Origin of the sequence: Arthrobacter sp. FB24 (assembly GCF_000196235.1) — a bacterium.
GTDB lineage: Bacteria > Actinomycetota > Actinomycetes > Actinomycetales > Micrococcaceae > Arthrobacter.
Genome location: NC_008538.1, coordinates 88,614 through 115,507, shown reverse-complemented (window position 1 = coordinate 115,507; position 26,894 = coordinate 88,614). Strand labels below are relative to the sequence as shown.

Below are 26,894 nucleotides of genomic sequence, written 5' to 3'. Positions count from 1 at the left end.
GTCAATTTGGGGCAGCACTGATCCAACGAAGTGCAGCTGCTTTCGCACCGTTTACACTCAGTGACAAGGACGACACGCGTGATTATCGACATCCACGGCCACTACACCACAGCTCCAACACAGCTCGGAGCCTGGCGTGATCTGCAGATCGCGTTCACTGAAGGACGCACGGACGCTCCTGACCCTGCGACCCTGCGCATCAGCAATGACGACATCCGTGAGACCATCGAGGCCAACCAGCTCAAGCTCATGAACGAGCGCGGCAGCGACGTCACCGTATTCAGCCCTCGTGCCTCGTTCATGGCCCACCACATCGGAGACCTCGCTGTGAGCGAGACCTGGGCCCGGATCTGCAACGACCTGTGCGCCCGCGTCAGCGAGCTCTACCCCGAACGCTTCCTAATGGGGGCGATGCTCCCACAGTCCCCCGGTACGGATCCCGCGACGAGCGTTGCCGAGCTTACGCGCGCCGTCGAGGAACTCGGCGCCGTCACCGTGAACCTCAACCCCGACCCGTCCGGCGGCAACTGGACGTCCCCGCCGCTGACCGATCGCTCGTGGTACCCGGTATACGAGAAACTCGTCGAATACGAGATCCCTGCGATGGTGCACGTCAGCACGTCGTGCAACCCGGCCTTCCACACGACCGGAGCGCACTACCTCAATGCCGACACCACCGCGTTCATGCAACTACTCCAGGGCGACCTGTTCGGCGACTTTCCCGAGTTGAAGCTCGTAATCCCTCACGGCGGCGGCGCCGTTCCCTACCACTGGGGGCGCTTCCGTGGGCTCGCAATGGCGCTGGGCAAGCCCGCAATCGAGGAGCACCTGCTGAACAACGTGTTCTTCGACACCTGCGTGTACCACCAGCCGGGCATCGACCTTCTCACCAAGGTCGTCCCGACCGAGAACATCCTGTTCGCGAGCGAGATGATCGGCGCCGTGCGCGACGTCGACCCGCGCAGCGGACACTACTTCGACGACACCAAGCGGTACGTCGACGCCACCACGAACCTGAACGACGCGCAGCGCGCGCAGGTGTTCGAAGACAACGCCCGCCGTGTCTACCCACGGCTTGACCGCGCCCTTATTGCGCGCGGGCTCTGAGAGGACCATCAATGCGACTGAACAACCTCGGCATCGTCCGCACCAACATCGAACGTCCGGATCCCACGGACGTCAAACGGCTTTCGCAGTTCGGCGTCTCCACTATCCATGAGGCGATGGGGCGAGTCGGGCTCCTGCGCCCCTACATCAGGCCGGCCTACACCGGCGCTAAGCTCTGTGGTCCGGCAGTGACCGTGCTGCTACAGCCTGGTGACAACTGGATGTTCCACGTCGCCGTCGAGCAGGTGCAGGAAGGCGATGTGATCGTCGCCGGCTGCACTACCGAAAGCGAGGACGGCTTCTTCGGCGAGCTGCTCGCCACCTCGCTGACCGCCCGCGGCTGCAAGGGCTTGGTGATCGACGGTGGTGTCCGCGACGTCGCCGATCTGGAGAAGATGGATTTCCCGGTGTTCTCCCGCGCTGTCAACGCCAAAGGCACGGTCAAGGCCACCCTCGGATCGGTGAACATCCCCGTAGTGGTCGCGAACGCCGTGGTGAACTCTGGCGACGTGGTCGTGGCCGACGTCGACGGCGTCGTGGTTGTCCCGCGTGAGCTTGTCAGAGCGGTGGCAGACGCCAGCCAGAAGCGCGAGGATAACGAGGAAGCCAAACGCATGAAGTTCCGCGAGGGCGCCTTGGGCCTGGATGTCTACGGCATGCGCGGGCCTCTCGCCAAGGCCGGCCTGGAATACGTGGAGAACTGATGATGACACACGGCGATACCACCGGAGATTTCGAGAAGTCGGAGGGCTGGCTCGACTGGTACGACGGACCGAGCACACCGACGTTCCGGCTGCCAGAGGGCTCTGTAGACGCCCACTGCCATGTGTTCGGGCCGGGCGGGCAGTTCCCCTACGCACCTCAGCGCAAGTACACTCCATGCGACGCCTCGGCGTACCAGCTGTTCGCCTTGCGAGACCAGCTGGGATTCGACCGGAACGTCATCGTACAGGCGACATGCCACGGTTCCGACAACCGGGCCCTGGTCGACGCATTGCAGCGTAGCGAAGGTCGCGCCCGCGGTGTTGCGACCGTCCGCCGTGACGTGACCGACGATCAACTCGCCGAGTTGCATGAGGCCGGGGTACGGGGCGTCCGGTTCAACTTCGTGAAACGTCTGGTCGACCGCGTGCCCACCGACTCGCTCGAGGAGATCGTGGCCAAGATCGCGCCACTTGGATGGCACGTTGTGATCTACTTCGAAGCCGAGGATCTGCCCGAGCTGTACGACTTCTTTTCGTCGATCCCGACCGACTTGGTCGTCGATCACATGGGACGGCCCGACGTTACCAAGGATCCGGACGGTCCCGAGTTCGAACTGTTCCTGCGATTCATGCGTGAGAACACTAACGTGTGGACCAAGGTCTCCTGCCCAGAGCGTCTGTCCGTCACCGGCCCCCGCGCCCTCGAAGGCGAACAGCACGCCTACCGCGACGTCGTCCCCTTCGCCCGCCGCGTAGTCGAGGAGTTCCCCTCCCGCGTCCTCTGGGGAACCGACTGGCCGCACCCCAACCTCAAGGACCACATGCCCGACGACGGGCTTCTGGTCGACTACATCCCGCAGATCGCGGCGACGTCGGAACTGCAACGGCAGCTGCTTGTCGACAATCCTCGCCGCCTCTACTGGCCCGAAGGAGTATGACATGACACTCGACAAACCATACAAAGACGTCCCTGGCACCACCATCTTTGATGCCGACCAGGCCCGAAAGGGCTACAACCTAAACCAGTTCTGCATGTCGCTGATGAAACCGGAGAACCGCGAACGGTATCTGGCCGACCGCGGTGCGTACCTGGACGAGTGGCCTCTCAACCCGGTGCAGCGCCAGGCGGTGCTCGACATCGACCTCAACACCTGCATCGCCGAGGGCGGGAACATCTACTTCCTGGCCAAGATCGGCGCCACTCACGGCCTGAGCTTTCAGCAGATGGCCGGCTCGATGACGGGCATGTCTGAGGCCGCGTACCGAGACATGATGATCGGCGGTGGGCGCCGCCCGGAGGGAAACCGCCTCAAGGACCTCGACGGATGGACGCCTCCTGAGCCCGGCGAGAAGGCGGAGACGGTGCGGCAGGATGCTCCGGCGCAGTACACCTCGGCACTATTCACCTCGCACGTGCCGGCGATCGGCGCAGCGATGGACCTCGGTAAGACCGAGGAGCCGTACTGGAAGAAGGTGTTCTCCGGGTATGAGTGGACGCGAGAGTGGGCCAAGGAGAACCTGCCCGACGTCGTCATCCTGGTGTACAACGACCACGCCACAGCCTTCGACTCCTCGATCATCCCGACCTTCGTACTCGGCACCGGCGCGGAGTACCCGGTCGCGGACGAGGGCTATGGCCCCCGCCCTGTGCCCGACGTCAAAGGCTATCCCGAGCTGGCCGCACACATCGCCCAGTCCGTGATCCAGGATGACTTCGACCTCACGCTCGTCAACGAGATGGTCGTGGATCACGGCCTCACGGTGCCGCTGTCGCTTGTGTATGGCGATGTCGAGGAATGGCCCGTCAGGGTCATCCCCCTCGCCGTGAACGTTGTGCAGTATCCGGTGCCGTCCGGACGTCGCTGCTACGAACTCGGGCGTGCGCTCCGCCGCGCGCTGGACAAGTGGGACGGTGAGCCGCTCAACGTTCAAATTTGGGGAACCGGCGGCATGAGCCACCAGCTGCAGGGCCCCCGCGCTGGCCTCATTAACGAGGAGTGGGACAACGCATTCCTGGACCACCTCATCGCCGACCCCGTGGGCCTGACAGAATGGCAGCACATGGAGTACGTCGACGAGGCCGGTTCCGAGGGCATCGAGCTAGTCGACTGGCTCATCGCGCGCGGTGCGATGGATGATCAGTTCGGAGGCGAGAGCCCCGAGGTGAATCACCGCTTTTACCACGTGCCCGCGTCGAACACCGCCGTCGGCCACCTTGTTCTCACGAACCCGACCGACTGACCGCATCCGCAACAAAGGAGCCCCCATGACTGAGAAGATCCGTGTGGCCGTCGTCGGCGCCGCAGGCGCCTTCGGCATGAAACATCTCGACGGCCTGATGAACATCCCCGATGTCGAGGTAACCGTCGTCAGCGGCACGCGGCTCGAACCGACCCAGGCAGTTGCCGAGAAATACGGCGTCGAGAACGCCGTTGTCGGCCTGGACGCCGTGCTCGAGCGCGACGACGTCGACGCGGTGATCCTTGCGACGCCCACGGGGCTCCACGCGTCTCAGACCCAGGCGGTGCTCGCCGCCGGCAAGCACGTGCAGGTCGAGATTCCGTTGGCCGACTCGATCGTGGACGCCGAGGCAGCGCTCGAGGCGGCTGAATCATCCAATCGCGTCGCAATGGTCGGCCACACCCGCCGCTTCAACCCCTCGCACCAGTTGGTGCATAACCGGATCGCGTCAGGGGAGTTCCACGTGCAGCAAATGGACGTGCAGACGTACTTTTTCCGCCGCACCAACACGAACGCGAAGGGCGAGGCCCGGTCCTGGACCGACCACCTGCTATGGCATCATGCCGCGCACACCGTTGACTTGTTCGCCTACCAGGCAGGCAAGATCGTGCATGCGAACGCGATCCAGGGCCCGATCCACCCTGAACTCGGCATCGCGATGGACATGTCGATCCAGCTCAAGAGCGAGTCGGGCGCGATCTGTACACTGTCGCTGTCGTTCAACAACAACGGGCCGTTCGGCACGTTCTTCCGCTACATCGGCGACACCGAGACCTACATCGCGCGTTACGACGATCTCTACAACGGCCGTGAGGAGCCGATAGACGTGTCGCATGTCGCTGTCAGCATGAACGGTATTGAGCTGCAGGATCGTGAATTCATTTCGGCTATCCGCGAGGGACGCGAGCCGAACTCCTCGCTTCGCCACGTGATCGACTGCTACCGAGTGCTCGGCTCGCTTGAGAAGCAGCTGTCGTGAGGCTACCCCCCATCGGCCTGGGCTGTATGTCGCTGAGTCACGCGTACGGTGTCCCCCCGTCGCGTGACGAGGGGCTGACGATGCTGCGCACAGCTCTCGATGAAGGCATCGGGATGCTCGACACGGCAACACTGTACGGCGGCGGCCGCAACGAAGAGCTTGTAGGTGCTGCGATCGTGGGGCGCCGTGACGAGGTCTTCCTGGCGAGCAAGTGCGGGATGGCGTCCGTCGACGGCGTGAAAGTCATCGATGGACGCCCCGATACGCTGCGGGCACAGGTCGACGCTTCGCTGAGCCGCCTTGGCGTCGACTACATCGACCTGTACTACCTTCACCGGTGGGACAAGAAGGTGCCAATCGGCGATAGCGTCGGCGCGCTGGTCGAGATGGTCGCCGCGGGCAAGATCGGCGCAATCGGCCTGTCCGAGGTGTCGGTCGGGCGACTGCGCGAGGCGCAGGCAATCACCTCTATCGCAGCCGTGCAGAACGAGTACTCGCTGTGGAGTCGCAATGCCGAGCTTGGCATGCTCGACGCCACTCGCGAGGACGGCGTGACTCTGGTTGCGTTTTCGCCGGTCGGAAGGGGTTTCCTCGCCGATGCGATCAAGGACCCAACTGAGCTGTCCCCAAACGACATCCGCCGCAGTATGCCGCGCTTCCAGCCCGAGCACTGGGGTGCAAATGTGACGCTGCTGGCCTCTTGGCGAGAGCTGGCTGCGGAGGCCGGTTGCACCCCAGCACAGCTCGCGCTGGCCTGGCTGATCTCCCGCGGCGATCATGTTCTGCCGATCCCGGGAACAACGAGCGTCGCGCACCTGCGTGAGAACATGGCGGCGGCCGACATCTCTGTCGACGGCGCGCTGCTGACGCGGGCCGGCGAGCTGATTGGCACGGCCACCATCTCTGGCGCGCGATATGCGCCAGCATCTGCCGCCGAAGTAGACGCTGAGACTTTCGAGGATGCCGCATGAAAGCGATCTCGTCGATGGCCACCCGCCGCGTTCTCGCCGACCTTGCCGAAGCTGCCGCCGCGGCGGGGCTACCGCTTCTGCAGCTCGAATCCGTAGGCGGAGTGGACGCCGCCCAGCGGGTGACCGCCGGCGAGCCGTTCGACCTTGTGTTCCTCGCCGAGGACGCTCTCCAACGCCTCGCTGCCGAGCGGCACGTCGACCCGGCATCCATCGCCCCGATCGTACTGTCGGATGTCGCCGTAGGCGTGGCCGCACGCAGCGCCGATGCAGCAGCATGTTCCGGAGGCACGGCCTTTACGAATGCCGACGAGCTTCGCAGCGCCCTGCGCGCGGCATTCCGCATCGGATATTCCACCGGACCGAGCGGCCTTGAGCTGTTGCGAATGATCGACCACTGGGGCATGACCGATGAAGTCAGCGACCGGCTTGTGCAGGCCCGTCCAGGCGTGCCCGTGGCGCGCCTGCTCGCAGATGGTGAGGTCGATCTCGGCCTGCAGCAGCTCAGCGAACTGGTCGGGCAGCCCGGCGTGTGTATCCTCGGCGTCCTCCCGGCCGACTGCGCGATCAGCACGGTCTTCGCGGGTGCTGTCGCGACATCCTCCAACAACGCGGCTCGTGCTGCGGAGATGTTGGCTTTCTTCCGCTCCGACCTCGCGGCATCCATCAAGTCGTTGCACAGTTTTCGCGCGCCCTGAGGCCCTGCCGTGACGTCTTGACTGATACAGGTCCTGCAGACATTTACGTCGATGCGAGACGCGCCGACGACCGTGGAGAAGGAACAGGCGAAGCGCGGTCCTGCTTTCCACTTCGCACCGGGGTCCACGGTGAGCTGGGTCAAACGCCTGAGCTCGTTCGGCCCACCGTATGAGCCCGTAAGTTCCGAGACGGCCCCGGGCAGGCTGTTTGCCGCCGTGACCCGGCGTATGGCACAGTCCAATGCCGGATCCTCGTCAAGTCAGGTCTCGCGTACGGCGTCGATGCCCCCGCGGCAGCAGAAATCAGCCACTTCGAATTAGTCGGCTCCACCATCGCCCAGATCTTGGATGGACCCCCCGCTATGGAAGGCAAGGAAAGCGATCCCGTCAACGAGCCAGGAGTCAAGGGCGCCACCGCGCTGTGAGGGCTAAAGCAGCAGTCCTTGAAGGTCCTCAGCGGAGGTGCGAAGCATTTCCCCGAGTTCGGCTCGCAGCTTGTCGGACATGCGATGGGCGGGCACCGAAACGTTTATTCCGTAAAGCGTGCCGCTCGGTCCCGCAATCGATACGGCGACCGAAGTGACCCCGTCTTCGCTTTCTTCCCTGCTTGTCGCGTAACCAATGCGGCGAATTTCATCAAGTTCGGCTTCAAGGTCAACCCGCGACGTTATGGAGTTTCCTGTCAGGCCTGGGAGTTCCTTCTTCGGGTAGAGCGCATGTAGCTGCTCCTGGGTGAGCCGGCTCAACATCGCTTTTCCTGTAGCAGTGCAATTCGCCGGTAACGTGAGGCCTTGTCGGGAACCTACCCGCACTGCCCTTGAGCTTTCGATGGCATCGATGAATTGGGCATCTGTCCTCTCGAGACGGGCGAAGTGGACCGTTTCCCCTGTTTGCTGGAATAGCTGTTCAAGGACAGGGCGGGCGAGGGTCCTTATGTCCACTTGACGCCTGATGGCGAAAGCAATGGAGCTGAGCGCCTGGCCTGGCTCATAGGCGCGAGTAGCCGGATTTTGCCGCACGAAACCCCGGTAGAGCAACATCCCCATAAGCCGGTGCGCCGTCGAGGATGCGACTCCCAGATAGTTACTCGCATCTGTCAACCGGATGCTGGGTTGGGTTTCGAATAGCAGTAGCAGTCGCAATGCATTGTCAACAGATTCGATACGGTACTGCGGGGGCGGACCGTTTCTGGACTCGGTGTCTGTATTTGTTGACTGCATGCCTAACATCGTATCCAGCCCGAGTGCGGGTCTCTGTTTTCCTTTGGTGGCTAGCTTCACTCGGCGGCCTTCAGCCGGGCGAGTTCGTGTCTCCAGGCCGTTTGGGTGTTGAACGATCCACCCAGGTCGGGCAGTTCAGCCATGTCCGATTCTGGAAGGTCTGCGAGCTCTCCCCCGGATGCCGTTACCTGGAGTGACAACCCGGCAAGCGTATCTACGCTGATCGCCTGGAGCACTGCTTGCTCCACAGTCTCCGCGGCGCTGGTCAGCCCATGGCCGCGGAGCAGCACTATAGGACGGTCACCCATGGCGTGGAGCATTTCCGCCGCCAGCTGGCGGTTCCTGACCAGCACTCCTCGCGGGTACACGGGCACCCCGCCGGCTGCCAGGCGGGTCCCGGGAATATCGAAGGCTCCGACGATCGGGCGGACACCAAGCCCGGCGAGGTCCGCGGCGACAACCCGCGGCGGGTGCGCGTGGACGACCGCGTTAATGTCACTGCGTTGCCGTAACAGTTCGGTGTGCAGTGGAAGTTCGTTCGGGACGGCGTAGCCTCCCTCCAGCTCGCCCTCAGCAGCAGGGTTGCCGTCGAGGTCCACCAGGCGGATGTCGCTGGCTTCGGTGAATGCCAATCCTCGCTCCTGGGGGCCCCTGCATCGAACGAGCAGGCTGTTCTCGCCTATTCGGAGGCTGATATGGCCGAGGATTCCGTCTGCCAGGCCGCGGTGTGCCAGCACGCGGCAGGCCAATGCAATGGCTTCCCTTTCCGCGGCGTGTGCCGGGGGCGGCTGAGTTTGTCCCATTACGATGCCGTCAGTGGCTGGGGGTCCAGCATCGGTTCTAGTTTTTCCCGCAGTTCTTGGACCGTGATCCCCGGACCCATGCCCCGCCGGCATGCCAGAAGGGCCTTTGGCCAGTTCACGATCGCTGCACCGCTCAGGTTGGTACCGTCGACTGTGTAGAGGGCGGCAAAGCGGCCGTGAACTTCCGGATGCCCGATGGTAACGTGTTCGGCGTTTCCGCCCACCCGGCCTACCACCTGGATCTTCCAGTCATGTTGGTCGCTCCAGACGTATTCGACCGGAGTGTAGGCGCGGGGGTTCTCCGGATGGGTGATGTTGTAAGCCACGCACGCTGCCTGCTCGACGGCGTTCGTCCAGTGCTCAATCCGGATATCCTCGCCGTGTTTTTGGTGCCGCCACCGGGCAACGTCGCCGACGCCGTAGATTTGCGGGGCGTCCACCGTACGGCAGTATTCGTCGAGCACCAGTCCGTTATCCACGAGCAGACCCGAAGAACTGAGCCAGGCATCATTGGGAACGGCGCCAATTCCGACCAGAACTGTGGCGGCCTCCAGGTTCTGGCCGTTGGTGAGCCGCAGGGTGAAGGAGCCCTGTTCGCCGTCGATGGTCTCAACCCCGGTACCAAAGATCGTCGTCACGCCGTTGCTGCGGTGAAGGTCTCCGAACCATTGCCCGACTTCAGCATTGAAGATCCGGCTCATGGGGACCGGGAGGGGGTCAATGACTGTCACTTCCAGACCGAGTCCTCGTGCTGTCGCCGCGGCTTCTGCCCCGATGAACCCCGCACCGATGACAGCCAGCTGTCCCCCCTTTGCAAGATCTGCGCGAAGGCTGCGGGCATCGTCGAGGGTACGAAGAACATGGATGCCGGGCCGGTGTCCCCACGGGGAGGGCCGGGCAAAGGCGCCTGTGGCAATGACCAAGTTATCGAAGCGCAGAGCTTCACGGCCCTGCAGCTGGAGCAGGTTGCCCGCGACGTCGATCCCGGTAGCGGCATGTCCAAGCTCCAGTTCTATGCCCAGTTCCTGCGCCTGGTCGCGGTTCAGCAAGCAGGCGGAGGCTTCGGTCGCTGTACCCGCCAGGACGGCCTTGGACAAGGGTGGTTTGTCGTAGGGCAGTTCTGTTTCTTCACCGACGATGACGATGCGTCCTTCGTATCCCTCCAGGCGTAAGGACTGCGCCGTGCGCACGCCCCCGATGGAGGAACCGACGATGACAGTTACTGTATCCAACTAGTCCTCCACTATCAGGGCGGAAACGGGGCAGCTGCGGGCTGCCTCCACGACGCGGGCTCGGTCAGCCTCGGGTACCTCGGTCTTGAGGAGGACTACGATCCCGTCATCATCCAGATCGAAGTAGTCGGTCGCCCCGACAACGCAGTTGGCGTACCCTTGGCAGGCTGCGAGGTCTGCTTTTACGACAGGCATGTTCAAAGCTCCTTGGCCTAAGTTTTGCTGTTCTTCTTGAATTGGGGCGGCCGTTCATCCTCGGGGATGAGCGGACCGAAGGGATTTCCGATCATGGCGGAGAACGTTGCCGGCGCCTGCCAGGTCAGTGACTCAAGTTCCAGGGGGCACAAAGAGACCCACTGGCCGGAGCGCGGGGATGTGATCATCAGCCTGGAACCGTTGCGTGTCTCCACCCTGCTGATGTGCACTTCGGAAAACTCATTGGCAATGACGATCGGGGCGCCGGTGGTGTGTGCTTCCAGCCGGAGGCGTTCCTCTGCCGCGCGAATGGCGGCAAGGCGGTCTTCTTCCTCGCCTTCCCATCCGATTTTCATAGGAATATGGCCAGGTTCTGCATGCGGATAACCGATTCGTCCACCATGATGGTTCGGCGTGCGAGCTCCCATCCCGTTCCGGTACGGCGCAGCAGGTCTTCCCGGCCGGCGGACACCGTGGCTGCTTCACGCACGTCACCCCTGCTGCGGAAGAGCAGGACCGCCGAATCCACGATGATTTCATCCGGATTGTCTGTGCGGAATGTTCGAACGTTCGTGACGTAGTGGCGTAACCGTGAAGGCGGGTCTTCTGTCCAGGCATGTTCGGTGGCGAAACGCGCTACCCGCCGGCTGAGCGAGTACCTGTTTTCGTCGAGATGGGCCATGCCGGGGGACGTGGTGTATCCGGCGCCGAGGGCGGTCGTTACCCGGACCGGCATGAGATAGTGCACGTCTTCAGCGATTCGTGACATCCAGGCGTCGTAGTCCTGGGCGTCCAGGAGATAGGCTTCATCAACCAGCCAGCGGTGCGCCTGAAGGTGGAGCGCGTCGTCGAACGGGAGGGATTCTCCTGTTCTCTGGGTGCGCGGGGCATGCCCGCCCAGAACGGACTGTTCGGAAAGGGTCTTGCCGTTGCGGTCGGCTTCAACACTCATGGCTAGGCCTCCTCTGAAATGATCTGCGCAGTTGGGACAACGGTGCTTCCGGCGGGGGCCAGTGAAGGGCCCGCCCCGCCGGCCGGGGGTGCCTGAATCGGGTCGGTGCCGACGTGCAGCTGAGCCGCCTTCTCCATCGGCCGTCCCAAGTGGTCGGCCCACCGCCGCAGCAGTTCACGCTGGTTGTATTCGCTGTAGCCGATCCGGGTGGAACCTGGCCCTGAATACTCATCGGAGGTCAGCGGTTCTACAACGTTCTGCCCGTTTTCCAGCATGCCCATACGGCTGTTGAGCAGCAGGCGGCGGGCCATCGGGCCACCCGCCGTGCTCGTCAGCGAGACCCAGTTTTCAACGTCATCCTGTTCGAACATGCCGCCGCTGCCGAAGCACATGAGATAGGCCTTGTACGAAAGCGCCTTGAATTCCTCGGACGCGTTCTTGTCCACGGCGAACCAGGAAACGATCTCGGTCTCGTCTTCGCTGATGGGCTGCCATTGGCGGATGGAGATAAATGGGAGAACTTCGTCGGAGTCTTCTTCTACACGGGGCCAGTTATGGACGAAGCTCATGTTTGGGAAGACCGAGGCGGCCGAGACCATGAACCCGTCCTTGCCCACGACATCGAGCTGCTCCTGGCTCCATTGTTCCTTCATCCGCGCGATCATGTCGTCCGGGTAACCGACGTAGCGCAGCCGGTCTTCCAGGGTGCCTTCGGGAAGCTTGTAGGTGGTTCCGCCGCCGTTACCGGCCCAGTACGTTGTGCCATCCTTGCGCTTCTCCGCCTTTGGCTCGCGGAAGAGGCCAATTTCAACCACCGACGTGTGCGTTTGGGGCGTGTGGTACATGTCGCCGGCGAAGTTTTCGGCACCGATCTTCCAGTTCGCCTTGACCCGCCACCGCTGAGGGCCGCGGAGTTCAATGCCGTCAGCACTTTGCTTGGTGTAGTAGTCCATGTAGAACTTGAAGTCGCCCAGGAAGTCCTCGAGGGGTTCCGCGTCGGGGTCAAGGCTAATGAAAATCAGCCCGTTATATACGCCCAGGGACGGGGCGGGAAGCAGGGTCTGCCCTTTTTTCTTGAAGCCCTCTTCGCCGCCGTAGGCCTCCTTATGGAACGGCAGGCCCACAATGCGTCCGTCATTGCGGTAGGACCAGCCGTGGTAGGGGCAACGGAAATGCGAGGCGTTTCCCATTTCGGCCCGGCAGACCTGCATTCCGCGGTGCAGGCACATATTGAAGAGGGCGCGGATTTCGCCCTGCTCGTCGCGGGAAATGATGAATGAGTCTTCCAGCACGCGGCGCACCACGTAGTCGCCGGCTTCTGGCACCTCCGACTCATGGGCGACGAAGAGCCAGCTCCGTCCGAAGAGGCGCTCCTTTTCGAGTTCGAAGATCTCCTTGTCGTTGTAGATGTGTGCAGGAATCATGCCTCGTTGCACGTCCTGGATGACGCTGGTCTGATCTGTCATGAAAGGTCTCCTTCGTTGGGCCCGCATGCTGGTTTCTCTGTTTTGCAGAGAATATTTCTGTATTCAAGAGAATGACTGAAAATGTGACGTTCGTCAACCCCTCTGACATGAAAATTAGGTGAGTGCGGTGGGGTGCGTGGGGTGAGCGGTGTTATCCGGTCTGTTGCAGGGGTTCGAGAATGACTTGATAGCCGAGGGATTCTAGTTGTCTGACGGCCCGGGCCATGGTTTTAACGGGTGTCTGCCGGGTGAAGTAGTCGGCGCCGGGGTCGTTGTAGAGTTCGCCGGTGGTGAGCATGTGCCACGCTGCGGTGAGGATGGAGTGTTCGACGGCGACGAGGGCTTTGGCGGGTCCGCGCCGGGAGGCAATGCGCCGGTATCTGGCACCGAGGTAGGTGTTCTTCGATTTCGCGCAGGACAGAGCAGCGATGCCCAGGGCACCTTTGAGGTACCGGTTGCCGGGCCGTGTTTTGGTGGATTTGACCCGTCCGGCGGATTCGTTGGATCCCGGGGAAGTACCGGCCCAGGATGCCAGCTGCCCTGCGGTGGCGAATGCGCTCATGTCGGCGCCGGTTTCGGCGATGAAGATTTCCGCGATGGTGGTGCTGAACCCCGGGATGCTCACGAGGAGCTCCCGGGCGAAACGAAAGGGCTCCATCGCCGCCTCGATCCTGGCGCTGAGGTCGTTGATATCGGCGGTGTGGGCATCAATCCGGTGCAGATAGAGTCCGGTCATGTAGCGGTGGTGTTCGGTGAACCGGCCGTTGAGGGCTTGGGTGAGTTCAGGGATTTTGGACCGCAGCCGGCGTTGGGCCATCTCTGCCAGGGCCGCGGGGTCGGTCTGCCCGTCGATGAGTGCTTGGAGGATCAGTCGTCCGGAGACCCCGGTGATGTTCGAAGCTACCGAGGATAGTTTGATGCAGGCGTCCTCGAGGAGTTTCTCCAGGCGCTGGATTTCCCGGGTCCGTTCCTGAGTGATGATGGTCCGGGCCCGGGTCAGGTCCCGCAGTTCACGGATCGGAGGCGGGGGCACGAAGGAGGCCCGGACCAGCCCGTGGGCGCCCAGGTCGGCAAGCCAGGCAGCGTCGGAAACGTCGGTTTTGCGGCCCGGGACGTTCCTGGCGTCATGGGCATTGACCAGGATGATGTTCAGTCCGTCGTCTTCAAGCAGGTAGTAGAAGGGGCGCCAGTAATCACCGGTGGCCTCCATGACCACCAGATCCACGTGCTCGTCCAGGAGGTGTTCCTTTAGCCCCAGGATCTGCCCCGTCATCGAACCCCAGGTCGTGATGGTGGATGTGGTGGACCGGCCGCCGCGGCCCTGGATGCGGACACAGACCTTCGCGTCCTTCTTTGAAATATCGACACCCGCGCAGCGCGGGTGAATGACCTCCATGAGAGCTCACCCTTCCTCGAACAGTCCAACAGATGGCGTCTGTGTCCCGGGGAAGGCGGATAAACAACAAATCTGACATTCGTGCTCAACGGCAACATTCCACGGTCCCGCGGACAAAAGCTGCGCCCTCCACCACCAAACTCACTTACAGGCTCACCGGCACTAAAGAGAGACCGGGGTCGACCGGAACACACTCTTCAGTCTGCTCCGGCAGCCCCGACACCGCAAAGGTTCCCCACAGCAGTACATTTTCGGCCCCCACGGCGGAGCGAAAGCGCCCCTGAGAAACTCACTTCAGAGAGAGGAGCATAGGCCGAGTCAATGGCCATTTTCGGGTGAGTCAGAATCACGGGCGGCCTCTTCGCCCCTGTCCAACTTCCGAATCGAGGCCATCTCTCCCGCGGTGAGCGAGAAGTCGAAAACGGATAAGTTTTCTTTGAGCCACAGAGGGTCGGATGCTTGCGGGATGGGGACGATGTCCTGTTGGACATGCCACCGCAGCAGGACTTGGGCTGGAGATTTGTCCAGGCGCTGAGCGATCTCGATGATCAGCGGATTCGCCCGCAGACCGGAGGACCGACCGATAGGACTCCAGGCTTCGGTGACTATTCCCAATAACCTGTGGACAGCGCGCGGCTCAGTCCGGGCAAGGTCGGGGCTCAGTTGGATCTGGTTTACGTCCGGAACTACTCCCGTTGCATCGATAATGTCCTTCAGGTGGGCTGGTTTGAAATTTGAAACTCCAATGGCTTTTACACGGCCCTCCTCCAGCAACTTCACAAGGCCCTTCCAGGCGTCCACGTACTTGCCCAAGGCCGGAACCGGCCAGTGACACATGAACATGTCCAGATGGTCAAGGCCGAGTTTGCGCAGGCTCTCGTCGTAGGCGCGCTGCACTCCATCGATGCTGTGGGACTCTTTGTTGAACTTGCTGGAAATAAATAATTCGGATCGGGGGACGCCGGCGGTGCGGATGCCCCGGCCGACTGCTTCTTCGTTTCTGTACTGGAACGCGGTGTCGACCAGGCGGTAACCGCTCTGCAGTGCGAAACGCACCGCAGTTTCGCACTCGTCTTCCAGCATCGGCCAGGTTCCGAGGCCAAGCCGGGGAATGGTGTGTCCGTGCGGCAATTTCAGCCGGGGAATGTCCGAAGCAGTGGTGTCAGTCGTTTCAGTTGTCATCGGGCACCTTTTTCTCGGGAGCTTCAAGCTGAGTTTGTTGGAGCGGCCTGCCTGGACCTGATTCTGTTGGCGCGATCTGCGCTGGAAGGTCTTTTCTGCGGATACTTCCAGCTGCTGGAAGGGTCATGAGGACGCCGGCCGTGACCAGCGCTGCGGCAACAGGGACCACGCTGACCAGCAGTGCCATCACAAACGGTGTTAGGAAGAGCGCTGAAGCCCGTACCGTGCCAGTCAGGGAGAGAGCATCCCCGCGTTCTTCCGGGTGCACTTCATCTGCAGCTATGGCCGGTCCGACAGTCTGGAGGATCCCGGCACCAACGCCGGAAACAGCGAGGGCGGCGGCGGCGGCAACTGCGGCGCCGGCCAGTGGCCCCGCCGCGGCCAAGCCCGTCCCCGTGGCCAGGAGGCCCGTGAGAAGGGACGTCCTGTTTCCCCGCCTGCGCAGCCAGCTCGCAGATGCACTTCCGGCCAGGACGGCAGCGTTGGGTATGGCTACCAGGATTCCGATGACGGCGACGGGTTGGCCGGCAAGGGAGAGCACGATGGGAACGTAGGAGTCCAAGAGGCTCTTCCAGGCGCCCGCTCCAGCGTTCATCCAGCAGGCGGCATCGACGCCAGGGCGCCGCCAGAGGCCTCGCGCCATTATTCCGCCTGTGGCATGCTCCGGAGCGAACACAGGAAGCCTAGTCAGAAGGGCAGCAGGGATGACGGCCGCCGATCCTGCCGCTGCCGCCACGATCAGCGGCAGCGGTGTCGAAAGTTCCCAGAGATAACCGGCAAGTGCAGGTCCCAGCAGTGCTCCGACCCCTGCGGCGAGATTCACGTCAGTCAGTCCCTTGACAGACGAGGTCGACATGCGGACGGCGTGCGTCTGGCTGCTGGTCCAGAACAAGGCTCGAGCCGAGCCCTGGACCAGCTGGGATACTACGAAAATTGCCAATGCATCTGAGACTGCGATCAGAGCGCACGAGACGGCAATCATGAGCGCTGCTCCCACGAGGAGGGCTTTGTCTGGGACCCTGCGCATCAGTGCTCCCAGGAAGATCCGGGTCACTAACTGCGAGACTGCTGCAAGTGCAACCATCATTCCGACTTCGACCGTGCTGTACCCCACGGCAATGGCCAATATCGGCACCACCACTGCCAGGGTTCCAAGGGCGAACGAGAACAATACCGTCGCGGCAATGCTCAGGATTCTGTCAGCGCCGGACAGGCCCACGGTCTGGCCTTTGCAGGATGATGGCACGCCGCCCTTGGGTCGGAGTCCGGTTAGAGAGCCGGCACGGCGATTTCTGCGCCGTGCCGGGCTTACCCGCGGACATGTTCGAGATAGGTGTTTGCTTCTTCCAGACCGACAACATCGCCGTATTTGTTGTCAATGTCGAAAAGGCTGGCGAGGTGCGGCAGTTCGGCCCGGTCTCCGACGCCCTCCTCAACAACGATGGTGTGGAATCCGTAGGAACATGAATCCACGGCGGTAGCCCGGATGCATCCGCTGGTGGTGCAGCCGATGAGGATCAGCGTATCGATGCCTTTGGACACCAGACGGGCCGCGAGATCGGTGCCGAAAAAGCAGGATGCATACTTTTTCACGAGCAGCATTTCATTGTTTTGGCGCTCGAGCCTGTCGTCGAGTTCCACCCATTCGCTTCCCTCAACCAACCAGCTGTTGGACGGGATTTTCCGGATCCATTTACCGGCCTCCTGCAGGTCGGTGTCGTACGCGACAGTTGAAAAGATGATCGGAACGCCAGCGCCCCGAGCTCTTCCAAGAAGTTCCTGGGCTGCCTTTAGCTGTTCGTCAAGGTCTCCGGCCAAGGGCGATCTTGAATCCGTGAATCCGCGGATCATGTCAACCACCAGAAGCGCCGGGCGGCTCCCGAAACCGATCCTTCCGCCCAGTCCCTTTTCCTTGAATTGGGACCTTAACCTCTGGTATTCCTCTCGGGCAGCAGTCGCAGACATGCTTTCCCCTTTCTTAGAGCGTTTCAGTACTCAGACACGTAGGCAAGCGGGCGTGCAGGCCCCCTGGGGCTAGACCTTGTTGCCCAGCCGCCGTTCGACTGCCCACAGGGCGAGGTTCCCGGCCAGTGCGATCGCAGCGAGGAGCACGATGATGCCGTACATGGTTGGCAGGTCCAGCATGCCGTAGGCCCGCAGCGCCAAAAGCCCGAGACCGGCACGCGCAGCGAAGAATTCGGCGATGATCACGTTGATGAACGCGATGCTGAAACCGATACGGATGCCAACCATGAGCGAGGGTGCCATGGCCGGAATGTATATCTTGGTCACCGTCTGCAGCGGGGATAGGCTCAGCGAGCGTGCCAGCTTGGGCAGGAGCGGGTTGATGGCGCGGACGCCTGCGGTTGTTGAGACCATGATGGGGAATACCGCTGCCAGCGCGGCCATCGCCGATTGCGCTCCCACACCCACTCCGAAAATCTGGAGAAGGATGGGAAAAAAGATTACGCGCGGGATGGCGAAGGCGCCTGCGACGATGGGATCGAAGACGGCACCGAGAAACTTGCTCCGGCCAATGGCATAGCCCAGTGGAAAGCCTATGGCAGCAGCGATGAGGAAACCGATAGCCACCGCCTGCAAGGTCGCGTTGAGGTGCCGGTAAATGGAGCCATCGGCGAAGCGCTTCGCCAGCGCGTTGAGCGAGTCAGTGGGCGAAGCGACGAGGTCACTTATGGAAGACAGCAGTGCCCACAGGAGCACCAAGGCCACCAACACGGCAGCACGCCACACGTTGTCCCGGATGACCCTGGATCTGTTCGCACTCTGTTGAGTGGTGACTGTCGGCAACGAAGGAATCGTTACATCGGTACTCACAGCATGTCCCTTCTGATGCGTTTCTCCAGCCAGGTAAGCACGCTGTTGACCAGTACGCTGAGGACGATGACAACAGCGATATAGGCCCACATGTCTGCTGTGTTCAGTTCCCGGTAGTAGAAGCCGGCGCGGAAGCCGACTCCTTGGGACGCGAGGATGAACTCCATGGCAACGGTGCCGATGACGGCGTAGATAAATCCGAGCTTCACGCCCGGGAAAATAAGCGGCGTCGCCGCCGGAAAGAGAACTTTTAAGTAGTACTGCCGCGGGGAGGCGCTGACCGAATTGGCGAGCTTGTGAAGAATAGGCTTGATGGCGTTCAGGGCAACCATCGTGGTCAGCGCAATTGGAATCAGGGACATCGATGCGGCTATAACGATGATCGGTCCCGCGTTGAGTCCCATCACGGCCAAAAGAACCGGATAAAACAACAAAGTGGGCATTGCATAGCCGGTGACGATGAAGGGCTCAAGGATGCGCCCTGCAGCCGGTACCCGCCACAAGAAAACCCCGAGCGGGACTCCCAGCACAAGTCCGATGGTGAACGCCACCAGAATGGTAGTAAGGGTTCGGGCTGCGTCCTGGCCAAACTGTTCCGTCGGGACGATCGAGGCCAGCCGGGTCAGAATCTCCGATGGTGGCACCATGAGGGACCGGCTGATCATGCCGGTTCTGGTAGTGAGCTCAAGGACAACGACAAGCGTCACAATGATTGCCCAACGGACCAGCGATGAACGCGGTACCATAGCGGCCTTTTGCTTGGCCGGCACGGCCGGGGTCTTCTCCAGAACGCTCACGCCAGCCGCGCCCCTGGTCCCAACGTTTTCTCCGCCTCAACCTTTACCAGCGCCCAGAGGTGGTCTTCCAACTCACGGAACCTTGGCAGCGCGTGGGTTCCCTCCGGCCGGGGCCGTGGCAGATCGATGGTTACCACCTCTTTGACAACGGAGGGCCTGGCTGACATGACCCAAACCTCGTCGGAAAGGTACACGGCTTCCTGGATATCGTGGGTGATGAACAGGACTCTATTGCGTGTCTTTTCCCAGATACGGAGCAGTTCCCGGCCGATGAACTGCCGGGTCTGCTGGTCCAAGGCGCCAAAAGGCTCATCCATGAGCAGGACGCGCGGCTCCATGGCCAAGGCCCGTGCGATCGCAACACGTTGCTTCATTCCTCCGGAAAGCTGGCCGGGGCGGTGGTCCTCGAAACCGGTGAGCCCGACAAGTTCGATCATGCGGCGGGCGCGCTCATGGCGCTCCGCTTTCGGGACGCCTTTGACCTCGAGGCCGAAAGCGACATTGTCCAGGACCGTGCGCCAGTGCAGGGTGGAGTCTTCTTGGAACACCATGGCAGTGTCCCGCCGGGGGCCGGTCACGCTTTCACCGTTTATGCTGACCGAACCCTGCGTGGGCTTCAGCAGGCCGCCGACCATGTCAAGCAAGGTGCTTTTTCCGCAGCCGCTGGGACCGATAACGGAAACGAATTTGCCTTCCGGTATGGCGCCCGAAACGTTAGCGACTGCGTGGGTGACTCCTGTCGCGGTGCCGAAAGTCATTCCGATATTGTCGAAAACGACGTCACTGTCGTGTCCTACTGAATCGATCGGGGATATCTGGCTCATGAAAGGAAGTTCCTCATAACGATGGCGTTCATGTCCGGTTCTTTGGTGATCTGGCCTTGTTCTTTACCGGCGGCGACGACGGCGGCCAGCTGGGCATCGGTGAAGTCCAGGCTGTAGAAGTTCTGCGAGTTCTTCAGCGCCTCAAGAGCCACCTTGGGCTCGTATTTGATTGCCTTCCCGTAGGCGTCGGCGGCCTTTTCGAGGTCGTTGGTAATCAGGTCCATCGCCTTCTTGAGCGCACGGCCCCAGCCCTTCAACGCCTCGGTATTTTCGTCGATGAAGGATCCTGTCGCGACGAGGCAGGTGTCCGACCAGTCCGTTACGTAGTCGCGGGAACGCCAGATCACCTTCGCTCCGCTTTCGGAGGCGATTTTCTCGGAAAGCGGCGAAGCCGTCCACGCTACGTCAACAACTTTCTGGGAGACGGCGGTCCACGAATCGCTCGCTGAGCCGACGCTGATAAGTTCAACGTCCTTGCCTGGGACTAAGCCAGCGGCCCGCAGCGTGCGGTCTGCGAAATACGAGGAGTTTGATCCTGGCGTGCTGACTGCCACTTTCTTGCCCCTGACATCCTCAATGGAGGTGACGGGAGAGTCGGGCAGCGCAATGAAGTCGACAGAAGCCGCCGTATAAACATTGCCGAAGATTTTTACGTCCATGCCCTTCTCGGCCGCGATAAAGACGGGAATAGTGGACGACGTACCGAAACCTATGCCGGATTCGATTCCTCGAACAGTGTCAAGCCCCCCTGGGAACTGAATATGCTCAAGGGTCAGCCCCTCTTCCTCGTAGTAGCCTTCCGTCTGGGCGATAAAGAAGGGGGCGGAATGAATAAGACTGGCCAGACCAGTAATAGCAACGTCGCCGGAATATCCCTTCTTACCCCCGCCGCTGCCGCCGCTGTCCTGGCCGCACGCCGTGAGGCCTCCCAGAAATAACGTCCCGCCCGCTGCCGCTGTGATCTTGATAAATCCGCGGCGTCCCATTGGTTCAAAACTCATTCGGCTCTCCCTCATCTTCGTGTCAGATCCGTGGTTGTACAAGTGAAACACATCACTTTACTGCTGTCCAGATAAAAGTTCTGTACAGCAGAGGCAGTGGTAGGCCTTTGTTCTTGACCACCCTGATGTCGTTCTAATGGCTTCGATGCCCGCTCTGCCGTTGCAACAACGGGGACGGTGGGTGTTCGAGCGCCGACAATCAAAGGCGGTGATGTGTCTGTAGAGGAATGGTCAGGGTCCAGCAAACGGTTGTGGTTCGAAAGCCCGCAGGGCTCACCGTCCAGGCCCGATAGTCTCTCGTCCAGGTATCGGAATGGACCGCGGTCGTCCTAGAAGACCGGCTCGCCAACGATCGGGGACGCTTCACACGCCTTGGTTGGCCCCTTCCCCAGCGAACGGGTCGGAAAACTTGGACATGACGCGGACATGACGAGACCCTGGATCGGGAGAGCCGAGGATCCGGTGGTGTGTCGACCGGTCATTGAGATTGTCACTGACTTCCGCCGCCCGTTCGTCCCGAACCAGGCCCCTATGATGGAAGCATGCGTCCGTGCTGGGAGCTTCATGTGGAGCCGGAGCCGCGAGCTCCCCTCGATGGCGTCGCCCGTGACCTCGGCCTCGTTTCGGACGTCTCTGCGGGACGACGGGGGGCGGTGATGCGTCTCTGGCAGCCGGACCGGACCGTCGTGCTGGTCGCGGAGGAAGCGTCTCGCACAGCGCCGCGGGAGGACGTGCCCGTTGTTGCGCGCCCCACGCCCGGTGGGCAGTGGCTTGCTGCCGGACCTGCGGCCATCCTGTGGTCGACGATCGCCACCAGGGAAACGCTCGGGATCAGCGGAACGGAGGACCCGCTCGAAGCCGCGTCTGAATGGGTGCTCGCCTCGTTGCGCCAGCTGGGAATGCAGGTGAGCCTGCAGGCAGGCGGAACGATTTGGACACCGATGGGCGTGGTCGGCGCTTGCGCGGTCGTCAAGCAGGACGGCGTCATCCTCGCGCAGGGCATCGTTGATTATGCAATGGATGCGGGTGATTGCGTGGGGACGGATCCGGTGCCGGCGGAGAACGTCCGTAGCCAATCGGGCTTGCCCTTGCCGCTCGTTATCGATCGTTTCGCGCGCATGGCGCGCACGCTCTTCCGGGCAAAGGTCATCTCGCCGGCATCCGGGTCGGCCTTACCTCGGTCCTGAGGCAAAGACGGGGTGTGTCCCAGGAGGGTTTCTGGGACACCCCCTGTTGAACGTCGGTGATCAGCCCGTGTAGGCCTTCGTGATGAGGTCGACGTACTCCTGTGGTGAGCCCATCACGTCGTTGACGAGCTTCTGCACGTCGTCGCCGCTCGTATAGTGGACCGGCCGCTTGGTGTCGGCGGCAGCCTTGATGAAGGCCTTGTCGGTCATGACCTTCTCGAAGGCGTCGCGGATTGTCTGCAGCGTGCCCGGGTCCATTCCTGGGGGGGCCGCGAGGAGGCGGCCGCTGGAGATGAGCTTCGTGTGCAGCGTTGCGAGTTCCTTCTGGTCGCCCTTCACCACGTCGAGGAGGTTGTCGACGTCCTTGATCTCCTTCTCACCGGTGTTCTCGCCGATGACGAGGATCGGTTTAAGATCGCCGGCGTTGATACCTGGCTGCTGGCTGCCGAACGAGCGCGAATGCAGCTCGACGTTGCCCTGGATAACGTTGAGGCTGGCCTCGTTGCTGGACTTGAAACCGGTCACGACCTGGTTGTCCATGCCAAGGAGCTGGTTCAGAACTACGGCGTCGATGTACTCGTTTGAGCCGGGGCCGGTGGCCGCGAAGCGTTTGCCAGCGATGTCGTCCACTGACGCGATGCTGGAGGACTTGCTGGTGGCGAGCACGTCGGGTTCGGAGCTGATTTGGCCGATGTAACTCATTGTCTTCGCGTCGTACCGGACGCCGTTGGTCTTCGCGATCGCAGCACCGAGGTGGCCGGGGCCGTTGAGCAGCACGAGGGTTTTCCCGTCCGGCTTGGCGTGCACGGACTCGTTCGTGGCGAGGATGCCGCCCGCGCCGGGCTTGTTCTCGACAATTACTGTAGCGCCGAGCTCGTCGGCAAGCTTCGGGGCCAACATGCGGGCGTAGGCGTCGTAGCCCCCGCCCGGGTCGAACGGGACGACCAGCGTGATCGTCTGGTTTTTCAGTTTGGCCGCTGCGTCCTCCGGGGAGGTTGACGCGCCGGTGGCACCTGCCGACGAGCAGCCTGTGAGTGCGCCGCCGGCGAGGGCGAGGGCGGCGAGGCCGAGTGCGAGCTTACGCATTGGGACGGGTCCTTTCGATTTTGGTGCGCCCGGACCATAGGCGGCCGGGCGGTGACGCGGGAAGGGAGAGCAGGGAAACGGGCGCTCAGGCGAGGCCGAGCAGCCCGCCCGGCAGCGGCAGTTTGAGGGCGATCGCGAAGACCACGTAGATGACGCCGCCGAGCAGGGCCGCGTAGATGGCGGCGAACCACCACGACTTGGCGGTTTGGAAGCGCAGGTAACCTACGGTGAAGGCGACCATGGCGAGGTAGATACCGAAGACCGACAGTGCGACAAAGAAGCCGCCGAGCCAGCCGAGCGAGGTGATCCAGTCCCGCGTCGAGAGGTTCTTGAAGAACTCGTACTCCTGCTCGGCCACCGACTTGGCGGCCTCGGGCACGTTGGTCTTCGGGGCGGCCGGCTTGGGCGGGAAGAACAGCACCCGTACGAGTAAGGAGGCGCTGGCAATCACACCCACGCCGCTGACGCCGAGAGGGAAGTAGGCGGCGAGGTCCCTCCAGCCCGTGGCCATCAGGAACGCCACGACGAACACGACGAGCAGCACGGATGTGATGATCAGATCGGGCTTGTGCACGTGGCGCCCCCGCGAGCCGCCCTCGCCGTCGCCTTCGATGGAGTGGATCATTTCGGTGCTCATACGAGACCTCCGGTGGCCAGGAGCTCGCGCTTATCGGCGCGCTTTTTGCGAGCGGTGCGGACCGCGGTGAACATGATCATGCCGGCGATGATGACCTCGATGACGATCACGCCGGGCCGGCTGAGCCAGTTGAACTGGAACAGCGCGTAGCTGACGGTGAAGTACCGCTCGAGGATCTCGCCGAGCACCAGACCAAGCAGCAGCGGGATGCGGGGCCACTTGAAGCGGCTGCACATCACGCCGATGGCGAGGAAGACGAGCATGATCCAGACGTCGTCGAGCGAGCTGGTGTTCGAGAATGCGCCGATGGTGAGCATCGTGATGAGAAACGGTACGAGCAGCCTTCCGGTCACCGAGGTGAGCTTGGCAAGGGGACGGATCAGCAGGTAGCCGAGGATGACAGCCGCGATCGTGCTCAGCACGATGATCCACACGAGCGAGAGCGTCACGTTGAGGTGCTCGCCCAGCATCTCGGGGCCAGGATTCAGGCCGAGGATCAGGAACGCGCCGAGTAGCACCGCCATGCTCGCGCCCGACGGCACGCCGAAGGCGATCGTCGGTACGAGGTGGCCCCCGTCCTTCGCTGTCGTGGTCGCACCTGCGGCGATCACGCCCTCGATCGAACCGTTGCCGAACTCCTCGGGATGCTTCGAGGTTTGCTTGGCGTGGCCGTAGGCGATGAACTGGGACACCGATCCTCCGAGACCGGGCATCATTCCCAGGACGGCACCGATGGCACTGGTGCGCAGCATCAACGACCAGTGGCGAAAGGAATCCTTGACGCCGACGAGGATGCCGCCAAGGTGTGGCGGCACGGCCGTCTTGGTGTCACCGTCTTTGTCGAGCATGGACTGCAGCACTTCGGCACCGCCGAGGAGACCGACGACGACGGGGACAATGCCGATGCCCTCCCAGAGGTGCAGGCTTCCGAAGGTGTACCGCTCGATGCCGAGGTTCGGATCGAGCCCGACGAGCGAGAGGAGCACGCCGATCGTGGCCATGACCAGGCCCTTGTGGATGATACCGCCGGAGAGCGACGCGATGAACGTCAGGCCGAGCACGGCCGCGGCGAACAGTTCGGGCGCGCTGATGCTCAAGATGAGCGGCCGCATCACCGGGATCAGCGCCATGAGCAGGACCGCACCGAAGATCGACCCTATCGCCGAGCTTGACAGGGAGGCGCCAAGCGCGCGCCCGGCCTGCCCCTTCTTATTAAGCGGATAGCCGTCGAGCACCATGGCTGCTGCCGTTGGCTCACCGGGGATCCCGAACAGGATTGAGGTGAAGTCGCCGGCGATCGCGGAGACGACATACATGCCCAGCAGAAGCGAGAAGGCCGGCACCGGATCCATGCCGAAGGTCACGGGGATGAGCAGGGCGAGCGTGACCGCACCGCCGATGCCCGGGAGGATGCCGACGAGAAAGCCGATCACAACGCCGATAAGCAGCATGATTAGCGACATCGGGCTGAGGGCCTCGCCGAGCGCGCTCCAGATTGCGTCAAGCATTGGCGCTCCTTTCTGGCGTCCTTGCCAGGTCGATCCCTGTAACGCCCGTACTCAAAGCAGGGCAAGGGGTTTTCGCGGTCCGGAAAACTTATCTTCAGGAGCTTATGGCCATTGGTCTTGCCATGTCAATGGACTAACCAATATGTTTGGGAGGCGATATCGCTCCGCGAGAAGCAGATGATGCCGCCCGGGACGAGGATGCCTGAATCCGGTTGCGGCAGCGGTGCATTCCAGGCAATGGTGCATGAAAGGTGAAAGTTATGGATCCAAATCACGTGGGAGTCGTCGGACTCGGAGGGATGGGCAAGGCCCTCGCCGCGAGTCTCATCGCGGCCGACCATTCGGTCGCGGTATGGGACCGGCACACGGATCGCGTCGCGACAACGGCGATGATCGGGGCCGCTCCGTCGGTGAGTCCCCGCCAACTCGCAGAACAGAGCCATGTAATTTTCCTTGCCCTGCCGAATCCCACGGCAGTGCGTGAGGTGCTCTATGACGAGGAAGCCGGAGTGCTTGCCGGGCTTCGTGCGGGTGCCCTGATCGTGGATATGACGACGGGAGACCCGGAACTCGCACAGGACGTCGCGCAGCGTGTCGCGGCGCTTGGCAACGGTGCCCGCTACGTCGATGCGCCGGTGTCCGGCACGGCCCCGAACCTCACCGTCATGATCGGCGGCGAGGCGGGGGTACTCGGCGGCGCGGAGTCAATCGTGCAGGACGTCGCCGGGACGCTGCTCTACGCGGGCGCCCTGGGGGATGGTTTCGCCACGAAACTCGTGCACCAGCACGTGAAGTACGCGACCCACCTCGCTGTGGCGGAGGCCCTCGTCATCGCCCAGCAGGCTGGTCTTGACGTCGCGAAGGTGATCGATGCGCTCGAGCGGTCAAGCGGTGTCGTCGGCGGGTTCAAGGGCGTCGTGGAGTACTACAGCGGAAATAAACGAGCGGTGGCAAAGCATGCGCCCGCAACGACGATCGCCAAGGACATGAAGCTGGCCACCGCTCTCGCCGACTCGCTCGGTGTTACAAGCGCAACGCTGTCGGCCGCCGCGGAATTCTTCGGCGCCGCCGCGGAAGGAGACTACGCGAAGCGTCCCTACCCCGAGAGCACGGAGCTTCTGACGCAGTTGCGTACGACCGTGCGGGAGAGCTGATGGCATTCGACGCATCGGCACGAGAGCTACTCGCCGAGGCCTGCCGAATTATCGCCCATGCCGGGTTAGCGGAGGATGTCCTCGGCCACGTAAGCCTGCGCACCGACGCCGGCATCGCGATCCGCTGTCGCGGGCCACAGGAGAGCGGGCTGCTGTTCACCCAGCCGGGGGACATCCACGAAGTCGTCCCCGAGCGCGCGCTTGAGGGGGGATTCCAGGCGCCGAATGAACTTCCGATCCATGCTGAGGTGCTGGCGGCGCGCCCTGACGCGCAGGCGGTTGTGCACGCGCACGCTCCTGCGGTCATCGCGGCCGACCTCGCCGGTGTCGCCCTGCTACCCGTTGTCGGCGCGTACAACATCCCGGCAATGCGCATGGCCGCTGAGGGGATCCCGACCTACCCGCGCAGCCTTCTGATCAACACGGCCGAGCTTGGACGGGAAGTCGCATCCGCCCTCGGCACGGCACCGGCGCTGGTTCTGCGCGGACACGGGATCGTGACGGTGGGCGCGACGGTCGAGCAGGCGGTCGTACGCGCGCTGAATGTGGAGATCCTGGCGCGGATGCTTGTGAACGCGAGCTCGATGGGAACAGTGAGCTATGAGGTCCCGGAGGCTGATATGGCGGTGATGCCCGACCTCGGCTCAACGTTCAACGACGGTTTCGTCTGGAACTACCACCGAGCGCGGCTTGGACACGCCGGACTCGCTGTGCGCTGAGCA

Annotated in this window: 28 protein-coding genes; 10 read left to right on the top strand and 18 right to left on the bottom strand. The window is 62.5% G+C overall.

The genetic code is table 11. The features are described from left to right. The first annotated feature begins 78 nt into the window (after window positions 1–78). The 7 genes from ARTH_RS22500 to ARTH_RS22470 are packed head-to-tail and all read left to right on the top strand — an operon-like array spanning window position 79 to window position 6,697. A complete protein-coding gene (locus ARTH_RS22500) occupies window positions 79–1,107 on the top strand; it encodes an amidohydrolase family protein (protein WP_011689796.1) in 1,029 nt (342 codons plus the stop codon). A gap of 17 nt (window positions 1,108–1,124) precedes the next feature. Next, the gene (ligK, locus tag ARTH_RS22495) at window positions 1,125–1,811 is read left to right on the top strand and encodes a 4-carboxy-4-hydroxy-2-oxoadipate aldolase/oxaloacetate decarboxylase (protein ID WP_409372061.1); all 687 of its coding nucleotides are present in this window, start codon (window positions 1,125–1,127) and stop codon (window positions 1,809–1,811) included. Beyond that, the gene (locus tag ARTH_RS22490) at window positions 1,811–2,749 is read left to right on the top strand and encodes an amidohydrolase family protein (RefSeq protein WP_011689794.1); all 939 of its coding nucleotides are present in this window, start codon (window positions 1,811–1,813) and stop codon (window positions 2,747–2,749) included. Before ligK ends, ARTH_RS22490 begins: the two co-directional genes overlap by 1 nt. 1 nt (window position 2,750) lies before the next feature. After that, on the top strand, window positions 2,751–4,052 hold the full coding sequence (locus ARTH_RS22485) for a protocatechuate 4,5-dioxygenase subunit alpha/beta (protein ID WP_011689793.1): 1,302 nt from the start codon (window positions 2,751–2,753) through the stop codon (window positions 4,050–4,052). 37 nt (window positions 4,053–4,089) lie between these two features. Next, the gene (locus ARTH_RS22480) at window positions 4,090–5,031 is read left to right on the top strand and encodes a Gfo/Idh/MocA family oxidoreductase (protein ID WP_041653752.1); all 942 of its coding nucleotides are present in this window, start codon (window positions 4,090–4,092) and stop codon (window positions 5,029–5,031) included. Beyond that, window positions 5,028–6,002 (top strand): aldo/keto reductase, encoded by a 975-nt coding sequence (locus ARTH_RS22475; RefSeq protein WP_011689791.1) that lies wholly within the window; start codon window positions 5,028–5,030, stop codon window positions 6,000–6,002. The genes ARTH_RS22480 and ARTH_RS22475 overlap by 4 nt, the downstream gene beginning before the upstream one ends. Then, window positions 5,999–6,697: a substrate-binding domain-containing protein gene (locus tag ARTH_RS22470; RefSeq protein WP_011689790.1), complete on the top strand. Its 699-nt coding sequence runs from the start codon at window positions 5,999–6,001 to the stop codon at window positions 6,695–6,697. Before ARTH_RS22475 ends, ARTH_RS22470 begins: the two co-directional genes overlap by 4 nt. A 428-nt stretch (window positions 6,698–7,125) precedes the next feature. On the opposite strand, the gene ARTH_RS22465 is transcribed toward ARTH_RS22470, so the two are convergent. The 15 genes from ARTH_RS22465 to ARTH_RS22395 all read right to left on the bottom strand — a co-directional run bounded on the left by ARTH_RS22465 (window position 7,126) and on the right by ARTH_RS22395 (window position 20,600). Then, window positions 7,126–7,926, bottom strand: coding sequence for an IclR family transcriptional regulator (locus tag ARTH_RS22465; RefSeq protein WP_011689789.1), 801 nt, complete (start codon window positions 7,924–7,926; stop codon window positions 7,126–7,128). A gap of 47 nt (window positions 7,927–7,973) precedes the next feature. After that, window positions 7,974–8,720 (bottom strand): class II aldolase/adducin family protein, encoded by a 747-nt coding sequence (locus ARTH_RS22460; protein ID WP_011689788.1) that lies wholly within the window; start codon window positions 8,718–8,720, stop codon window positions 7,974–7,976. Continuing rightward, a complete protein-coding gene (locus ARTH_RS22455) occupies window positions 8,720–9,952 on the bottom strand; it encodes an NAD(P)/FAD-dependent oxidoreductase (protein ID WP_011689787.1) in 1,233 nt (410 codons plus the stop codon). The genes ARTH_RS22460 and ARTH_RS22455 overlap by 1 nt, the downstream gene beginning before the upstream one ends. Further along, complete coding sequence (locus tag ARTH_RS22450) at window positions 9,953–10,147, bottom strand: ferredoxin (protein ID WP_013603014.1); 195 nt, start codon at window positions 10,145–10,147, stop codon at window positions 9,953–9,955. A gap of 17 nt (window positions 10,148–10,164) precedes the next feature. After that, window positions 10,165–10,503 (bottom strand): hypothetical protein, encoded by a 339-nt coding sequence (locus ARTH_RS22445; RefSeq protein WP_011689785.1) that lies wholly within the window; start codon window positions 10,501–10,503, stop codon window positions 10,165–10,167. Next, window positions 10,500–11,099: a 3-phenylpropionate/cinnamic acid dioxygenase subunit beta gene (locus tag ARTH_RS22440; protein WP_011689784.1), complete on the bottom strand. Its 600-nt coding sequence runs from the start codon at window positions 11,097–11,099 to the stop codon at window positions 10,500–10,502. Before ARTH_RS22440 ends, ARTH_RS22445 begins: the two co-directional genes overlap by 4 nt. Window positions 11,100–11,101: 2 nt before the next feature. Beyond that, window positions 11,102–12,565 carry an aromatic-ring-hydroxylating dioxygenase subunit alpha gene (locus ARTH_RS22435; RefSeq protein WP_011689783.1) on the bottom strand — a complete coding sequence of 488 codons (1,464 nt, stop codon included), beginning with the start codon at window positions 12,563–12,565 and terminating at the stop codon, window positions 11,102–11,104. 151 nt (window positions 12,566–12,716) lie between these two features. Further along, the gene (locus ARTH_RS22430; RefSeq protein ID WP_011689782.1) at window positions 12,717–13,961 is read right to left on the bottom strand and encodes an IS110-like element ISArsp3 family transposase; all 1,245 of its coding nucleotides are present in this window, start codon (window positions 13,959–13,961) and stop codon (window positions 12,717–12,719) included. A gap of 318 nt (window positions 13,962–14,279) precedes the next feature. Beyond that, complete coding sequence (locus tag ARTH_RS22425; protein WP_011689781.1) at window positions 14,280–15,143, bottom strand: aldo/keto reductase; 864 nt, start codon at window positions 15,141–15,143, stop codon at window positions 14,280–14,282. After that, on the bottom strand, window positions 15,133–16,389 hold the full coding sequence (locus ARTH_RS22420; protein WP_011689780.1) for an MFS transporter: 1,257 nt from the start codon (window positions 16,387–16,389) through the stop codon (window positions 15,133–15,135). The genes ARTH_RS22425 and ARTH_RS22420 overlap by 11 nt, the downstream gene beginning before the upstream one ends. Before the next feature lie 62 nt (window positions 16,390–16,451). After that, the gene (locus ARTH_RS22415) at window positions 16,452–17,108 is read right to left on the bottom strand and encodes an N-carbamoylsarcosine amidohydrolase (RefSeq protein ID WP_011689779.1); all 657 of its coding nucleotides are present in this window, start codon (window positions 17,106–17,108) and stop codon (window positions 16,452–16,454) included. Between the two features lie 69 nt (window positions 17,109–17,177). After that, a complete protein-coding gene (locus ARTH_RS22410; RefSeq protein WP_011689778.1) occupies window positions 17,178–17,978 on the bottom strand; it encodes an ABC transporter permease in 801 nt (266 codons plus the stop codon). Then, window positions 17,975–18,775: an ABC transporter permease gene (locus ARTH_RS22405; protein ID WP_011689777.1), complete on the bottom strand. Its 801-nt coding sequence runs from the start codon at window positions 18,773–18,775 to the stop codon at window positions 17,975–17,977. Before ARTH_RS22405 ends, ARTH_RS22410 begins: the two co-directional genes overlap by 4 nt. Next, window positions 18,772–19,599 carry an ABC transporter ATP-binding protein gene (locus ARTH_RS22400; RefSeq protein ID WP_011689776.1) on the bottom strand — a complete coding sequence of 276 codons (828 nt, stop codon included), beginning with the start codon at window positions 19,597–19,599 and terminating at the stop codon, window positions 18,772–18,774. The genes ARTH_RS22405 and ARTH_RS22400 overlap by 4 nt, the downstream gene beginning before the upstream one ends. Then, a complete protein-coding gene (locus ARTH_RS22395; protein ID WP_011689775.1) occupies window positions 19,596–20,600 on the bottom strand; it encodes an ABC transporter substrate-binding protein in 1,005 nt (334 codons plus the stop codon). Before ARTH_RS22395 ends, ARTH_RS22400 begins: the two co-directional genes overlap by 4 nt. Before the next feature lie 656 nt (window positions 20,601–21,256). Here ARTH_RS22395 and ARTH_RS22390 point away from each other — a divergent pair. Beyond that, complete coding sequence (locus ARTH_RS22390; protein ID WP_232223687.1) at window positions 21,257–21,787, top strand: hypothetical protein; 531 nt, start codon at window positions 21,257–21,259, stop codon at window positions 21,785–21,787. 60 nt (window positions 21,788–21,847) lie between these two features. Here the strand turns inward: ARTH_RS22390 and ARTH_RS22385 are convergent, their stop codons facing one another. From ARTH_RS22385 to ARTH_RS22375, 3 genes are all read right to left on the bottom strand, one after another. Then, window positions 21,848–22,873 carry a Bug family tripartite tricarboxylate transporter substrate binding protein gene (locus ARTH_RS22385; RefSeq protein ID WP_011689773.1) on the bottom strand — a complete coding sequence of 342 codons (1,026 nt, stop codon included), beginning with the start codon at window positions 22,871–22,873 and terminating at the stop codon, window positions 21,848–21,850. Window positions 22,874–22,958: 85 nt separating this feature from the next. Beyond that, window positions 22,959–23,510: a tripartite tricarboxylate transporter TctB family protein gene (locus ARTH_RS22380; protein WP_011689772.1), complete on the bottom strand. Its 552-nt coding sequence runs from the start codon at window positions 23,508–23,510 to the stop codon at window positions 22,959–22,961. Then, window positions 23,507–25,018 (bottom strand): tripartite tricarboxylate transporter permease, encoded by a 1,512-nt coding sequence (locus ARTH_RS22375; RefSeq protein ID WP_011689771.1) that lies wholly within the window; start codon window positions 25,016–25,018, stop codon window positions 23,507–23,509. Before ARTH_RS22375 ends, ARTH_RS22380 begins: the two co-directional genes overlap by 4 nt. A 260-nt stretch (window positions 25,019–25,278) precedes the next feature. Between ARTH_RS22375 and ARTH_RS22370 the strand changes: the two genes are divergently transcribed. Both ARTH_RS22370 and ARTH_RS22365 read left to right on the top strand, forming a co-directional pair. Beyond that, the gene (locus ARTH_RS22370) at window positions 25,279–26,172 is read left to right on the top strand and encodes an NAD(P)-dependent oxidoreductase (RefSeq protein ID WP_011689770.1); all 894 of its coding nucleotides are present in this window, start codon (window positions 25,279–25,281) and stop codon (window positions 26,170–26,172) included. After that, complete coding sequence (locus ARTH_RS22365) at window positions 26,172–26,891, top strand: class II aldolase/adducin family protein (RefSeq protein WP_011689769.1); 720 nt, start codon at window positions 26,172–26,174, stop codon at window positions 26,889–26,891. The genes ARTH_RS22370 and ARTH_RS22365 overlap by 1 nt, the downstream gene beginning before the upstream one ends. The last annotated feature ends 3 nt before the right edge of the window (window positions 26,892–26,894 follow it).